A 14,329-nucleotide genomic window follows, 5' to 3' on the forward strand; every position below is an offset into this window, starting at 1 on the left:
AATCAACCTCCTATTTTTAAAATTCCTTCTTCTAAAAAAACTTCTTTTTCACCGGTACAGAGCTTGGAGTTAATAATTTGAAAATTATCCAAGTTCTTATATTCCCTTGAAGAGTATTCTACCTTAAAACCAAATCCCGACCACTTATAAGCGCTTAAAACTTTTCCCCTTTGTGTATATTCTATACTCATAACCTCACAAGTGCCGTCTTTATCTATATCATAGAGTATATAGTCCTCAAGGGGCCTTGCAAAACGAGAGGCACGATACCTGGGTATTAATTTGCCGCTGTCAAAATCCAAATTATAAAAGAAACATCTCTTTGCCATAATATTATGGTGGGGCGAAGTTTTTTCCACCCCAATAGCCAGCTCCATTACACCGTCGCCTGTTACGTCACCCAGTGAAACTTTCCAAGGCTTAATCTGCGAAAGGTCCCTTTTAAAAAGGGTATGGGAATTTTTTAAAGGGCTTAAAATTTCCAAAGTACTTCCCCTATTGCTAAAAAATTTTTTATTTATTAGGGCTATATCTAAAAAGCCATCTCCATTAATATCTCCCGCCGCTCCTGTTAAAAATTGTCCTTTCCTATAAATAGGGGTTTTATCTTTAATGGTTATGGAGTACTTTCCCGGATACTGAATTATCTTTACATCATCAAAAATAACTGTCTTGGGAATTAAAAAATATAACAGTAAAATTAAAGGTAGTGTAAAGATAAGAATATATTTTTTAATAATATCACCGCTTATTTTAAAGAAGTATTTCAATAGTATTTATAAAGGCATTAAGTCCAAAGAACAAGACATCTTCATCGTAGTCAAAAGCTACGTTGTGGTGAGGGGCCTTTAAATTTGTTCCCAAGAGAAAATGAATGGAGCGACCACCCTGTGTTTCAGTTTTCTTAAGCATATAGCTTACATCTTCAGAGCCGCCTAAATTCGGTCTTAGATCAATTTTAAAACCTCTTTTTTCAAGTTCTCTTCCCATAAAATCCACAAAGTCGGGATGAATAGTTTCAAAATTTATGGCTTCACCAACTTTATTAAGCTCATAGTCCACTTCAAAGGTTTCTGCAGTTCCTTTTGCAACGCTTGGCACTCTCTTGGAAAGGTCTTGTAAAATTTCCTCACTGCTTCCTCTGGTTTCAATTTGCATATAGCTTTCACCGGGAACTATGTTTCTGCTACTTCCCGCCTTTAAGATACCTACATTTACCCTTGAAGTGCCCTTTCCGTACTGGGGAAGTGAATGGAGCGAAAGTGTGGCGGAGGCTGCAGCCAATAGAGCATTTCGACCGTCTTCCGGATTGGCACCCGCATGGGCGGTAATGCCCTTATAGGTTAAATCAAATTTGGAAGTGGCTAAAAAGCCTTGGGTTCCTACACCTAGGGTTTTGCTTTCTTCATTCATTCCTATATGGGAAGCTACCATGTAATCCAAACCCTTAGTAGCACCCGCTTCAGTCATGGATTTCCCGCCTCTTACTCCCTCTTCGGCAGGTTGAAATATTATTCTAAAGCTACCTGATAGATTTTCCAAGTTGTCCACTATCCAATGACATAGGACAAGACCCATGGCAATGTGTCCGTCATGGCCACAGGCGTGAGCAGTGGAATCATCTTGAGAGCGAAAGCCCAGTTTGTTGGGCAGGTGTTCCGGATTGTCGGTTTCGTGAAGTCCCAAAGCGTCAATGTCAAATCTAAAGCCCATGTGTTTGCCGGGTTTTGAACTTTTAATATCTACAATACATCCCGTATAGCCTTGGAGTATTTCAGAAGTATCAAAGTTTAAATTATCTGTATTTATCTTTTCAGCATGTTCTTTAATAATTTCTTCTGAAGGTAGTCCCATTCTGTTTTCAGAGTGAATTTCCCTACCGTAGCGTGGATTTAAGCCGAGCATTTTTAAATATTTAATTATGTTAATAGTGGTTTGCATTTCCAGCCAACCCACCTCGGCAATTTGTCTGAAATTTCTGCGCAAGGCAATTAATTCATTTTTGTATTTTTCCATATTTCACCTCAAATAAAAAGAGAGAGTTGCCCCTCTCTTTAAAATTATTTTTCTACTGAAGCTTTATAAATTCCCTCTATGGATTCATCTAACATCTTGTTAAATTCCTCTTCACTTTGGTTGGCATTTAAACCTTCAGTTAAAGCTCTGGAGAAACTTGCAATTAAGTTTTCATTTTGAGCAAGTAATTCATTTGATTTTTCTCTTGTATAACCACCTGAAAGGGCAACGATTCTTATAACTTGTGGAAATTCAAAGAGGTCTGAATATAAATTTGCCTTTGTAGGAATTGTAAATTTAAACATTACATAGCAATCCTTAGGAAGTTTTTCCAGCTGTTTTACAACTTCTCTTTTAACTATGTCTTCAATTTCCGCCTTGTTTTCAGCGTTAATATCCACTTCAGGTTCAATTATAGGAACGAATCCCGCCTCTGCAATTTTTTTACCGTATTCAAATTGTTGCTCTATAATTTCAACAATGCCTTCTTCATTTAATTCTTTTATAACTGATCTCATTTTAGTTCCGAAGATATTTCGCTCTTTGGCATTTTTTAAAAGTTCATCTAATTCCTTCATAGGTTTCATAAGTTGAACGCCTTTGTTAAGTTCAGCTAACCCCTCATCAACTTTTACAAAGGGAACTATACCTTTTTTCTCCCACAGGTAATCGGCCGTATACATATCATCAATTTTTGAGTTCATTGTAACTTTAAACAGAATTGCTCCGAGAATTCTATCATCTGTAAAAGCAGGGCTTTTTATAATTCTCTTTCTCATTTCATGTACAAGGTTAAACATCTCTTCGTCGTTTTTATAGCTGTCTTCAGAAATTCCGTAAAGTTTTAAGGCCTTTGGAGTTGAACCGCCGCTTTGATCAAGAGCAGCTATAAATCCCTTTGCGTTTTTAATTCTTTCAAATTGTTTAGTATTCATTTAATACCTCCATTATAATACGATATCTTCCCATTTAGTATATCATAAAAGAGTTATTACTAATAGTGTAATTAAGTAGTTAACGGTAGCTATATTATGAAGTATAATAGTATTAATCTTAAGAATTTAAAGGAGTATATATGAATTATTACGCAGTTAAAAAGGGAAAGGCACCGGGCATATATAACACATGGGATGAATGTAAGGAACAGGTAAGCGGTTATAGCGGCGCCATATATAAGAAGTTTTCCGATTTAGATGAAGCTAAGGCTTTTATAGAAGAAAGTATAGATAGGGCAGAAGAAGAGCGAAGAAGGTGCGGAGATGATGAAATTATAGCCTATGTAGACGGGTCTTATGACGATTCAAATAAAAGTTTTTCCTATGGAGCTATTTTATTTGACGGAGGAGAAATTTATGAAACTCATTCAAAGAGGTTTTATAATAATGAGGATGCAACTATGAGAAATGTCTCCGGCGAAATAGAAGGTGCAATGTATGCTATGAAAAGAGCCGTTGAATTGGGTAAAAAGGTGCTGTATCTTCATTATGACTATTTTGGAATTGAAAATTGGGCTTTGGGAAATTGGAAGGCAAATAAAGAGGGTACTATTAAATATAGAGATTTTTATAGGGAGATATCCAAAAATTTAAAAGTGATATTTATAAAAGTAAAGGCTCACAGCGGAGTTGAATATAATGAAGTAGTAGATAAATTGGCAAAGGAGGCAAAGTAATAGATGGCGAGAAAATCTTGGAATGAATACTTTATGGAAATTACGGAGATGGTGGCTACAAGGTCTACCTGTGACAGGGCTTTCGTTGGATGTGTATTGGTAAATAAGGACCATAGAATAGTTTCAACAGGATATAACGGTTCAATAGCGGGAAATCCACAGTGTGATGAAATAGGACACGCAATGAGAGACGGACATTGTATTGCTACTATTCATGCGGAGATGAATGCCTTGTTGTACTGTGCAAAGGAAGGCATATCCGTTAAAGGATGTAGCGCCTATGTAACTCATTTTCCCTGTTTAAATTGTACTAAGGCCCTTATCCAAGCGGGAATAGTTGCAATTTATTATAAAGATTCCTATAGAGTGGATGAATATGCCCTTGAATTACTTGAAAGAAATAATATAACAGTGAAACAACTTAAATTTTAGGAGGCAGATGTGAAAAAGTTTTTATCGGAATTTAAGGATTTTATATCAAAGGGAAATGTAATTGATATGGCTGTCGGTGTAATTATCGGTGGCGCTTTTGGAACTATTGTAAGTTCTCTTGTTGATGATATAATTATGCCTATTATAGGGAAAATTATAGGCGGTATTGATTTTAAATCGATTTTTATTTCTCTTGATGGCAACAGTTATGCAAGTTTAAGTGAAGCAGAGGCGGCGGGAGCTGCTATAATAAGAATAGGTTCTTTTATTCAAAATATAGTTAACTTTTTAATTATAGCCTTTGTAATATTTATTGTAATTAAGCAAATGGCTCTTTTAAAAGAAAAGTTTACAAAAGCTGAAGAGGAAAATCCGACAACGAAGATTTGTCCTTATTGTAAGACGGAAATCAACTTGGAAGCTACAAGATGTCCAAATTGTACAAGTCAGTTAGAATAGAGTGATAAAATGTATGGATTGGTATTAGAAGGTGGAGGGGCAAAGGGAGCTTATCAAATAGGCGCCTACTTTGCACTAAAGGAATTGGGCTATGAGTTTGAAGCTGTGGTTGGAACATCCATAGGCTCTATTAACGGAGCCTTAATAGTTATGGGAGAAGCGGACAAGGCCTTAAAGCTTTGGAAACTCTAAGTCTAGATAATTTTATAGATGAAGAAACTGAAGAGGGAAAGGAATTAGCTGAAATTATAAGTGAGGTGTTAAGTGAAAAAGATGATATCTTTGAAGCTATTAAAAACGCCTTTATAAATATTATAAATTCCAAAGGTATTTCCCTAAAGCCCCTGGAAGAATTGGTAAATGAGAATATAGATGAAGAAAAGGTTAGAAAGTCCAAAGTTAAATTCGGATTAGTAACAGTAAATGTAACTGATATGAAGGCGGAGGAATTGTTTATATCTGAAATACCAAGGGGCGAATTAAATAAATATATTATTGCAAGTTGTTACTTGCCTGTTTTTAAATTGGAACCCTTAGATGGAAAGTACTATCTTGACGGAGGTTTCTATAATAAGATACCTTTTAATATGGTGGAAGAATTAGGTCTTAAACCTATAATTGTAAGGACAAATCCTCCGGGAATCAGAAATTTAAACTTCCCGAAAGATGCCATAGTAATTGAACCGTCAAAAACCTATACTACAGCTATGGAGTTTGACCCTGTAAAGGCAGATGAATTAATTAGAATAGGTTATTTTGACACCTATAAAAAGTTAAAAGCCCTAAGAGGTAGAAAGTACTATATAGAGGATTTTTCGGAAGATAAGGCCTTTGAAATAATTCAGAGAGTTTTTTTTGAAGAACTTGATAATTTAGATGAAAATGGCGTTTTTAAACTAAGGTCTAAGTATAGAAGGCTTTTTGAGGAGATAATTCCCAAGTTAGCTGCTGAGTTAAATTTAAAAGGGAACTTTACCTATGCAGATTTGGTAACGGAACTTTTGGAAAGAGAAGCGGAGAAACGAAACATTGAATATTTAAAAATTTATAAATTGGAAGAGCTTTTAAAAGAGCTAAAAGAAACAGGTGGAATTACCTTAAAGGAATATAGAGAAAATAAATTAAGCGAATTGGTAAAAAGGATAATTAATTAATGGAGGTGAAGGGTTTATGGGAATAGATGAGATAAGGGAAAAGTTGGAGAGAAATGTTCCAAAGCCCATTGACGTTAAAAATAAATATTCAGTTTTCATACCCTTTATAGAAATAGATGGTAATTACCACATACTTTATGAAGTAAGAGCAAAGACTTTAAATACTCAACCGGGAGAAATCAGTTTTCCGGGAGGAAAAATCGAAAAGGGAGAAAACTGTGTAAAAGCTGCTGTAAGAGAAACCAGCGAAGAACTTTTGCTTCCTGAAAATAAAATAGAAGTTTTTTCCAGAGGAGACTTTATTGTAAATCCCTATAATTCAGTTTTATATTCCGTAGTGGGCAGATTAAATGTGGATTATAATAAAATAGTTCCCAGCAAGGATGAAGTGGATACTATATTTACAGTTCCCTTGGAGTACTTGTTAAATACGGAACCGAAGTCTTATACTTTAGATTTGGAAGTTAAGCATACAAAACACTTTCCCTATGAATTAATTCCTAGAGGCAGAAATTATAAATTTAGAAGGGGAAGAGACAATGTGCTTTTCTATAGGTATGACGATAAAATTATATGGGGCTTTACTGCAACTATGACCTATAACTTAATAAAGAAAATAAGAAGAACTTAAAATAATTCATCGATAGTGGATTTACCTACTCATTATCGATGAAATTTTCTTTTAAAATTTAAATTATTTAATAAAGCTTAAAAACAAATATTTATTAAAGACAGTAAATAGAATAGGTAGAGAGATTTTTCAAATAATTACAAAAATGTTAAAATTGTAATAAAATTGTAATAATTGAAAATTAAATGGCTTATTTACAGTCTTACAGCATCAGCTATAAAATTATTGTCTTTCAGCTAAAACAGTGTTACAATTACAAATGTCTATTTTTACAGCTTTGACAAATAGTTACAAGAAAAGTTACAAAGAGGTAACAAAAATTTGACTTTTTTAAAAATAACCTTTATACTATCAGAAACAGATAAAAGTTACAAAAAAGTAACAGAAATTACAAAATTGTAATTTTTAATTTATGGAGGTTATTTTAATTTATGGATATTTCACAAGGGAGATTTAAAAGAAAACTTGCGAGAATATTAGTAGTAGGAACATTGCTGTCCTCAGTAGTTACCATGGGTTTTAACACCGTACTGGGAAAAGACGTAAACTTAATAATAGATGGAGATACTAAAGAGATAATTACTTATTCTTCAACAGTGGATGACTTCTTAAAGTCAGAGGGAATAGAGTTAAAAGAAGGTGAAGTAGTAACACCTTCATTGGAAACACCTATTACAGCTGATATGGATATTATGATTTCAGAACCTCAAGAGTACGTAGTTCGTGAAGATTTAAACTACACAATTGTGAACTCAACAGGAAGAACAGTTGAAGAAGTTTTGGAAGAGGCAAAGATACCTTTTAATGAAGAGGATATACTTACACCGGCTGTTGGAGTTGAACTTGAACCAAGTCAAACTATTTCAATAGACAGAGTAGAAAAGGAAAGCTTCACACAAGAAGAAGCAATACCTTTTAAGACAGTTCAAAAAGAAAATTCCGAATTATATAAAGGCGATACAAAAGTAATTACAAAGGGTGTTGAAGGTAGAAAACTAAATACAGTTCAAAATACCTTTGTAAACGGAGAATTAGTTTCAATTGATGTACTAAGTTCAGAAGTGGTAAGTGAACCGGTAGATCAGGTAGAGGAAATAGGAACTAAGGAAGCGCCTTCAATAAAGGGACTTGAAGGAAAGAAAGTTAAAAAAGTAATAACAATGGAAGCAACAGCTTACGACCCGACTGCAGGAGATAAGACAGCGCTGGGAACTAAGGCAAGAGTGGGAGCAGTTGCAGTTGACCCTAAAGTAATTCCGCTGGGAACAAAATTATACGTTGAGTCACTTGACGGATATTCATCTTATGGATACTGTGTGGCAGAGGATACAGGCGGAGCTATAAAGGGAAATAAAATAGATTTATTCTACAATACACATGAAAAAGCACTTGACTTCGGAAGAAGAAATGTAAGAGTATATGTATTAGAAGATTAATAGAAGGAGCTAAAAAAGCTCCTTTTTTGTTTATTTTATAAAAAATTTGTTATAATCATATTGGTGGTGCAATATGAAAAAAGCGGAGCTTATAGATAGATACATAAGAGAACTTACTAAGTATATGACTTATGACAACGCAAAAAGGGCTGAAAAGGACGTAAGAGAGCTTATAGCGGAGGAGTTGTCTGAGGATTATAGCTATGAGGAATTGGAAAAAGTTCTTTTGAAATTTGGAAGTCCCTATAATTTGGCTTCAAAATATGAAAGCAAGTCCAATATTCTTATAAGCGGAAAAAATTATACTATATATATTAAACTTTTAAAGACTCTATCCCTTAATATGGTTTTAGCTACAGTGATATATTTTTTAATAAATAAAAGTAAATTCAGTATTTTAAATACTTTAAATATTTTTAAAACGGAAATGGTTAGTATCTTTTTCTGTGTAACCCTTTCACTTTGGATTGCGGAAGAGGTAAAGTCTAAAAAAATTATGGGTAAATTAATAAAGAGCTTTGAAATAGAAGATCTTTACATAGTGAAACCTAAGATAAATAAACCTATGGCAGTGCCTCTAGTTCTTTCATCTATTTTTATATTCTTACTTATGATTGAGGAGTTGTTAAAGGGAGATGAAGGAGCATTAAAAACAGTTCAGGGAATATTTTTTCTCTTGGTACTAAGAGATTCCAATAAACTTTCCGAAGACGGCTATGGAAGATACGTTACATTTCTGTCCATAGCTTGTGATATCCTGTCTTTAGTTTTAATGTATTTTCTATATGAACAGATTTATAAAGTTATATATATTAAAATTTTTCTTTATGTAATCATATTTTTTATTATTTTTGATTTGTGGTTTGCAATAATTCAGATAGTAAGGATATATAAGAATGGTAAAAACAAGGCTTAGGGCTTTGTTTTTTTATTTTGAAAAAGATTTACTAAACTCTTGACATTCTTTGACCAAAGATATATACTATAGATAGTGATTAGCACTTAATGAATGAGAGTGCTAAAATATTAATTAGGAGATGTTAATATGACAAATTTAAGACCTTTTAGAAGAAATAGTTTAGTAGGTTTTGATAGGGATTTTGAAGATTTCTACAACATGATTGACAACTTCTTTAACGATGACTTTATACCGGAACGTGCTATGAAATCTGGATCTTTTAAAGTGGATATTTCAGAGGACGAGAAAGAATACAAAATTGAAGCTGAACTTCCAGGATTTGAAAAGGGAGATATTGAAGTAACTTTAGATGATGGCAGACTTACAATAGTAGCAGAAAAAACTGAAGAAAAAGACGAATCTGATGAGGCTAAAAATTACATTCACAAAGAGAGAAGATCTACTAAGATGCAGAGAATGATGTACTTTAAAGATATTGACGAAGAAGGACTAAAAGCAAATCTTGATAAAGGACTTTTAGTAGTTACCGTACCTAAGAAAACCGAAGTTATTACTAAAAAGAAAATTGAAATTGAATAAGAAGAGTAAGGAAGAGGAGAGTGAAAGCTCTCCTTTTTTGGTTTAGAAAAGTATACTAGGTGCGAAGTTTTATAATGGGGGAGCAAGTATTTAATAAAAAAATCTTTTAAGAAAAACTTTAGTTACTATGTAAAAGTTGAAAATTGCATCTTAAAACTTAATCAAAAAGAAAGAAGTATTACATATAAATAAAACTTATAAGTTGGAACAACCTAAGCGTTTAAGGGTGTAAGGGGAGGGAGTGTGAGGGAGGGCATGAGGGACAATCGCAAGTCCCTTGGCCCTCCCTCAAAATAAACAAAGTAAACATTAAAAACAATTAGAAACTAAAAATAACCTATTAATATAAAAAAATCCTTGATGTTTAATATAATAAAATATTGAACTTAGCCTAAGTCAAAACCATTACAAATTGTTACAAACATATTAAATAATCTAAATTTTAGTAATCGCCTTGAATATGGTCATATTAAGAGGGTATAATTATTACAACAGGATTTACTTAATTTGTATAAAGGAGGAATAGTAAATGAAAAATAATAAAAGATGGCTATCCCTGTTACTAGTATTCGTAATGATGCTAAGTGTTATGCCATTAAATGTATTTGCAGCAAATGAAACAGAAGCAACTAATAATACACAAACACCTGTGACAAACAGTGAAGCTGAAGCGGGTAAAACAGATGCAACAGACAATACACAAAAACCTGTATTACCACCAGCACCACCACAAGAGCCAGTTGTTATTAAGAGTGTAACAGTTACTCCTAAAATAGCAAATGTTGATATCGGAAAAAGTACTACGTTTACAGCAACAGTAGATGGAGATGATACTAATTCAGTAACGTGGGATGTAGATGGAAGTACGTCAAATCTTACTACAATTACTAATGGTGTATTAAAAGTAGGAGAAAATGAAACAGGTAAAACTTTAACAGTGACAGCTACATCAGTAAAGGATTCAACAAAATCTGATACAGCTACAGTAACAGTTACAAAACCAATTGTTATTAATAGTGTAACCATAAGTCCTAAAACAACAAGTGTTGTTAAAGGTGGTAGTACAACATTCACTGTAACAGTAGATGGAGATGATACTAATTCAGTAACGTGGGATGTAGATGGAAGTACGTCAAAACTTACTACAATTACTAATGGTGTATTAAAAGTAGGAGAAAATGAAACAGGTAAAACTTTAACAGTGACAGCTACATCAGCAAAGGATTCAACAAAATCTGATACAGCTACAGTAACTGTAAGGGATATAGTTGTAACTGTCAGTCCGGCAACTGCAACTATGAAACCAAATGAAAGCAAAGCTTTCACAGCAAAAATAAATGGAGTCATATCGAACGAAGTGGAATGGAGTGTAGTAGGAGGAACTTCAAATCTTACAAAATATGCTAATGGTAAATTAACTATAGGAAATAATGAAACTGCAAAAATAATAAGACTAATAGCTACTTCTACTGAAAATCCTCTAGATAAAGGAGAGGCTGTAATTACTGTACAAACAGAACCAACAGGAGAGGCTCCAAGTATATCTAAAACATCTTATACTTTTGATAAAGCCGATAAGTCTAATGTAAATATTACTACAAAATTAGGAAGTGGAGATTTAGCTGCTAAGGAAATTACTAAAGTTACTAAAGATGGCAACACATTATCTTCAAGTAAAGTCACTATAGATGGTAGATATGTTACTCTTAAATCAAGTTATTTAGAAGATTTATCTAACGGAACTCATTATTTTAAAATTCACTTTGATGACAAAGCTAAAACTGCAATTGAAATAAGTGTATATGTTAAAAATGATGTGAAAGATACTTTAAAAATCACTGATGCTTATAGAAGTGGTGACTATATTAAAGGGAAAGTAAACGTTGGTGGAGCTACTGTAAGATTCTATAGAGATGGTTCAAGTAGTTCATATGCATCTGACGTTGCTGATTCAAGAGGATACTTTGAAATTCGTATTGGAAGTATAAGTACTTCTAGAAACGACTATGTAAGAGCTACAAAGTACGGATATTCTGATTCAGATAAGTACTATCTATCCAGTTCTTCAGGAAATGGAAGTACAGATGATAAGAGAGTATATCCGGAAAAAATAAGAGTAACTGATGGTGGTTATAGAGTAGAAGGACGTCTACCTAATTATAAGAACACAAGAGTATATGTAGAGTATGATGGAAGATCAGTTGGAGACGGAATGACTGATAGTAGCGGATACTTTGACATTAAAACCGACAGTAGAGTTTATGATGACAGTGGACTTAAGTTCTATGTAAGATCCTCCTCATCCAGTTCAAGCGACAAGAGAGTATATCCAACAGGAATAGATGTATATGATGGCGGATATAGAGTAAAAGGTCGTCTATCTGATTATAAGAATACAAGAGTATATGTAGAGTATGACGGAAGATCAGTTGGAAACGGTATGACTGACAGCAGCGGATACTTTGACATTAAAACAAGCAGTAGAGTATATGATGACAGTGGACTTAAGTTCTATGTAAGAACATCAGATAAGACAAAGGCAGCTACAATTACAAGTGCAAAGGCCGGAGAATATAAAATCGAAGGTACTGCAGCGGATTATGCAAAGGTAACTATTAAGGACAGCAACAACGTAACTATCGGTTCAGCAACAGCTGATAAAAACGGTAAGTTTACAGTTTACGCAAATAGAACTCTTAAGGCGGGAGAAAAACTTACTATTACAACAAGTGAGTCCGGCAAGAGTGATAATACAATAACTTATACAGTTACAGGCGTAAAAGAAGGCGACTTAAAGAGAATTGCATATATTAAGGGTTATCCAAATGGAAACTTTAAACCACACGGGGATATGACTAGAGCTGAAGCGGCAACTATGTTTGCAAGACTTCTAAACAACTCTGATAACTTCGGAACAACTAAGACAACTAAGTTTACAGACGCAAGTAACCAATGGTATTCAGAAGCTATTAACTATGTGGTAAACAAGGGATTAATTTCCGGTTATCCAGATGGAACATTTAAACCTAATAATAAGATTACAAGAGCTGAATTTGCTCAAATGATTTCCGGTTATATTACAGTTGGCGGAAGTGCAACAAACTTCAATGACGTAAAAGACCACTGGGCAAAAGAAGCAATTGAAAAACTTTACGGAAACCAATCTATTAAGGGTTATCCGGATGGAACATTTAAACCAAATGATTTAATTACAAGGGCAGAAGCGGTTACAATTCTAAACTCTGTATTTGGTAGAGTATCTGATACTCAATCATTTGAAAATGTTAAGAGCAGCTTGAAGTCATTTAACGACGTTAAGTCATCAGACTGGTTCTATGCAAACGTAATGGATGCTTCAAATGCACACGAATCTTATAGAAAATCTACAACAGATGATACAGAAATCTGGACAAAGATAAACTAATAGAGACTTTAAAAGGAGAGCTTAGGCTCTCTTTTTTTGTGTGTTTGGTAAAATCATATAAGTTGCAACATACTTTATTTAATTATATAATTGATAAAAGTGAGGTGGTACAAATGAAAACCGATGTACATGATAAAAACAACTACACTCTTCTCTGCGATTTTTATGAGTTTGCTATGAGTAACGGTTTCTTTAAATCCGGTTTCAAAGATAAGATTGTAGTATTTGATATGTTTTTCAGATCTGTTCCCGATGATGGTTCCTATGCAATAAGTGCGGGATTGGAGCAGGTTATTGAATATTTGGAAAATTTAAAATTTGATGAAAGTGACATAGATTTTTTAAGAAGTAAGGGAATTTTTGATGAGGCTTACTTGGATTACTTAAGAAACTTTAAATTTGAATGTGATGTTTGGGCAGTACCTGAGGGAACTGTAGTATTCCCCCATGAACCGCTGTTAACTGTAAGAGGGCCTATTATCCAAGCGCAAATACTTGAGACTATGGTGCTTTTAACTATTAACCATCAATCTATGATTGCAACTAAGGCAAATAGAATAGTTTCAGCTGCCAAGGGAAGACCTGTAATTGAATTTGGTTCAAGAAGGGCACAGGGATATTCGGGAGCAAATCTTGGAGCAAGGGCGGCTTATATTGGTGGCTGTAAGGGAACTGCCAATACTTTGGCGGAAAAAATATTTGGAATACCTGCGCTGGGAACAATGGCGCATTCGTGGGTACAACTTTTTGAAACTGAGTATGAGGCTTTTAAAACCTATGCGGAAATATATCCCGACAATTGTCTCTTATTAGTAGATACCTATGATACTTTAAAAGAGGGAGTTCCCAATGCCATTAAAGTTTTTAATGAGGTAGTGGTGCCGAAGGGCTTTAGGCCTAAGGGAATTAGAATAGATTCGGGAGATATTGCCTATCTTTCTAAGAAAGCAAGGAAGATGTTAGATGAGGCTGGCTTTGAAGACGTTCAGATTATGGCTTCAAATTCATTAGATGAGTTTACTATTCAAAATGTCTTAATACAGGGAGCTAAGTTGGATTCCTTCGGAGTTGGAGAGAGGCTTATAACTTCAAAAAGTTCTCCTGTTTTCGGTGGCGTTTATAAGTTGACGGCCTTTGAAGATGAAAAGACCAAAGAGTTGGTTCCGACTATTAAAATTTCCGAAAATGTTACTAAGATAACAAATCCGGGTTTTAAGGAAATTTACAGATTATATGACAATGTAAGTGGGAAGGCTCTTGCGGATGTAATAACGTTACATGATGAAAAAATAGATGATTCTCAGGATTATGAAATCTTCCATCCTATATATACTTGGAAGAGAAGAAATATCTATAACTTTACTGCAAAGCCTCTTCTTGTTCAAATTTATGAAAAGGGTAAGTTAATTTATGATATGCCTACTTTGGAAGAAATTAGACAACATGCCAAAGAAGAATTGGATACCCTTTGGGAGGAAGTTAAAAGGCTTGACAATCCTCAGGAGTACATGGTTGATTTATCCTATGATTTATGGAAAATCAAAGATGACTTACTTGAAAGACACGGAAAAAATTACAAAAGAAGATAGATTAGAAAGAGTGTGAAA

14 protein-coding genes are annotated in these 14,329 nt (G+C 33.9%); 11 read left to right on the forward strand and 3 right to left on the reverse strand.

Going from position 1 to position 14,329, the window contains the following annotated elements:
* Nucleotides 1–2: 2 nt before the first annotated feature.
* The 3 genes from EF514_RS02225 to EF514_RS02235 are packed head-to-tail and all read right to left on the reverse strand — an operon-like array spanning nucleotide 3 to nucleotide 2,951.
* Nucleotides 3–770 carry an FG-GAP repeat domain-containing protein gene (locus EF514_RS02225; protein WP_164845526.1) on the reverse strand — a complete coding sequence of 256 codons (768 nt, stop codon included), beginning with the start codon at nucleotides 768–770 and terminating at the stop codon, nucleotides 3–5.
* Entirely contained in the window at nucleotides 754–2,016 is a 1,263-nt protein-coding gene (locus tag EF514_RS02230; protein WP_127723384.1) for an amidohydrolase, read from the reverse strand. Before EF514_RS02230 ends, EF514_RS02225 begins: the two co-directional genes overlap by 17 nt.
* Before the next feature lie 44 nt (nucleotides 2,017–2,060).
* Entirely contained in the window at nucleotides 2,061–2,951 is an 891-nt protein-coding gene (locus EF514_RS02235) for a fructose bisphosphate aldolase (RefSeq protein ID WP_127723386.1), read from the reverse strand.
* Between the two features lie 140 nt (nucleotides 2,952–3,091).
* Between EF514_RS02235 and EF514_RS02240 the strand changes: the two genes are divergently transcribed.
* The 11 genes from EF514_RS02240 to EF514_RS02290 all read left to right on the forward strand — a co-directional run bounded on the left by EF514_RS02240 (nucleotide 3,092) and on the right by EF514_RS02290 (nucleotide 14,311).
* Nucleotides 3,092–3,688, forward strand: a complete 597-nt coding sequence (locus EF514_RS02240; protein WP_127723388.1) for a ribonuclease H1 domain-containing protein — start codon at nucleotides 3,092–3,094, stop codon at nucleotides 3,686–3,688.
* A gap of 3 nt (nucleotides 3,689–3,691) precedes the next feature.
* Nucleotides 3,692–4,120 (forward strand): deoxycytidylate deaminase, encoded by a 429-nt coding sequence (locus EF514_RS02245; RefSeq protein ID WP_127723390.1) that lies wholly within the window; start codon nucleotides 3,692–3,694, stop codon nucleotides 4,118–4,120.
* 9 nt (nucleotides 4,121–4,129) lie between these two features.
* Nucleotides 4,130–4,579, forward strand: a complete 450-nt coding sequence (gene mscL, locus EF514_RS02250) for a large conductance mechanosensitive channel protein MscL (protein WP_127723392.1) — start codon at nucleotides 4,130–4,132, stop codon at nucleotides 4,577–4,579.
* 9 nt (nucleotides 4,580–4,588) lie between these two features.
* Nucleotides 4,589–4,771, forward strand: a complete 183-nt coding sequence (locus EF514_RS02255) for a patatin-like phospholipase family protein (RefSeq protein ID WP_127723394.1) — start codon at nucleotides 4,589–4,591, stop codon at nucleotides 4,769–4,771.
* The gene (locus tag EF514_RS02260) at nucleotides 4,759–5,733 is read left to right on the forward strand and encodes a patatin-like phospholipase family protein (protein ID WP_127723396.1); all 975 of its coding nucleotides are present in this window, start codon (nucleotides 4,759–4,761) and stop codon (nucleotides 5,731–5,733) included. The genes EF514_RS02255 and EF514_RS02260 overlap by 13 nt, the downstream gene beginning before the upstream one ends.
* A gap of 16 nt (nucleotides 5,734–5,749) precedes the next feature.
* The gene (locus tag EF514_RS02265) at nucleotides 5,750–6,364 is read left to right on the forward strand and encodes an NUDIX hydrolase (protein ID WP_127723398.1); all 615 of its coding nucleotides are present in this window, start codon (nucleotides 5,750–5,752) and stop codon (nucleotides 6,362–6,364) included.
* A 431-nt stretch (nucleotides 6,365–6,795) separates the two neighbouring features.
* The gene (locus EF514_RS02270) at nucleotides 6,796–7,800 is read left to right on the forward strand and encodes a 3D domain-containing protein (RefSeq protein WP_127723400.1); all 1,005 of its coding nucleotides are present in this window, start codon (nucleotides 6,796–6,798) and stop codon (nucleotides 7,798–7,800) included.
* A 73-nt stretch (nucleotides 7,801–7,873) separates the two neighbouring features.
* The gene (locus EF514_RS02275; protein ID WP_127723402.1) at nucleotides 7,874–8,716 is read left to right on the forward strand and encodes a hypothetical protein; all 843 of its coding nucleotides are present in this window, start codon (nucleotides 7,874–7,876) and stop codon (nucleotides 8,714–8,716) included.
* 129 nt (nucleotides 8,717–8,845) lie between these two features.
* Nucleotides 8,846–9,298, forward strand: a complete 453-nt coding sequence (locus tag EF514_RS02280) for an Hsp20/alpha crystallin family protein (protein WP_127723404.1) — start codon at nucleotides 8,846–8,848, stop codon at nucleotides 9,296–9,298.
* 529 nt (nucleotides 9,299–9,827) lie between these two features.
* Entirely contained in the window at nucleotides 9,828–12,722 is a 2,895-nt protein-coding gene (locus EF514_RS02285) for an S-layer homology domain-containing protein (RefSeq protein WP_127723406.1), read from the forward strand.
* A 113-nt stretch (nucleotides 12,723–12,835) separates the two neighbouring features.
* Nucleotides 12,836–14,311 carry a nicotinate phosphoribosyltransferase gene (locus tag EF514_RS02290; protein WP_127723408.1) on the forward strand — a complete coding sequence of 492 codons (1,476 nt, stop codon included), beginning with the start codon at nucleotides 12,836–12,838 and terminating at the stop codon, nucleotides 14,309–14,311.
* Nucleotides 14,312–14,329 lie beyond the last annotated feature (18 nt).

Source organism: Anaerosphaera multitolerans (assembly GCF_004006535.1).
GTDB classification, from domain to species: Bacteria; Bacillota; Clostridia; order Tissierellales; family Peptoniphilaceae; genus Anaerosphaera; species Anaerosphaera multitolerans.

Coding starts and splice junctions, on each gene's coding strand:
- EF514_RS02230 (WP_127723384.1), bottom strand. CDS start 2,016: ATGGAAAAATACAAAAATGAATTAATTGCCTTGCGCAGAAATTTCAGA.
- EF514_RS02235 (WP_127723386.1), bottom strand. CDS start 2,951: ATGAATACTAAACAATTTGAAAGAATTAAAAACGCAAAGGGATTTATA.
- EF514_RS02240 (WP_127723388.1), top strand. CDS start 3,092: ATGAATTATTACGCAGTTAAAAAGGGAAAGGCACCGGGCATATATAAC.
- EF514_RS02245 (WP_127723390.1), top strand. CDS start 3,692: ATGGCGAGAAAATCTTGGAATGAATACTTTATGGAAATTACGGAGATG.
- EF514_RS02255 (WP_127723394.1), top strand. CDS start 4,589: ATGTATGGATTGGTATTAGAAGGTGGAGGGGCAAAGGGAGCTTATCAA.
- EF514_RS02265 (WP_127723398.1), top strand. CDS start 5,750: ATGGGAATAGATGAGATAAGGGAAAAGTTGGAGAGAAATGTTCCAAAG.
- EF514_RS02270 (WP_127723400.1), top strand. CDS start 6,796: ATGGATATTTCACAAGGGAGATTTAAAAGAAAACTTGCGAGAATATTA.
- EF514_RS02275 (WP_127723402.1), top strand. CDS start 7,874: ATGAAAAAAGCGGAGCTTATAGATAGATACATAAGAGAACTTACTAAG.
- EF514_RS02280 (WP_127723404.1), top strand. CDS start 8,846: ATGACAAATTTAAGACCTTTTAGAAGAAATAGTTTAGTAGGTTTTGAT.
- EF514_RS02285 (WP_127723406.1), top strand. CDS start 9,828: ATGAAAAATAATAAAAGATGGCTATCCCTGTTACTAGTATTCGTAATG.
- EF514_RS02290 (WP_127723408.1), top strand. CDS start 12,836: ATGAAAACCGATGTACATGATAAAAACAACTACACTCTTCTCTGCGAT.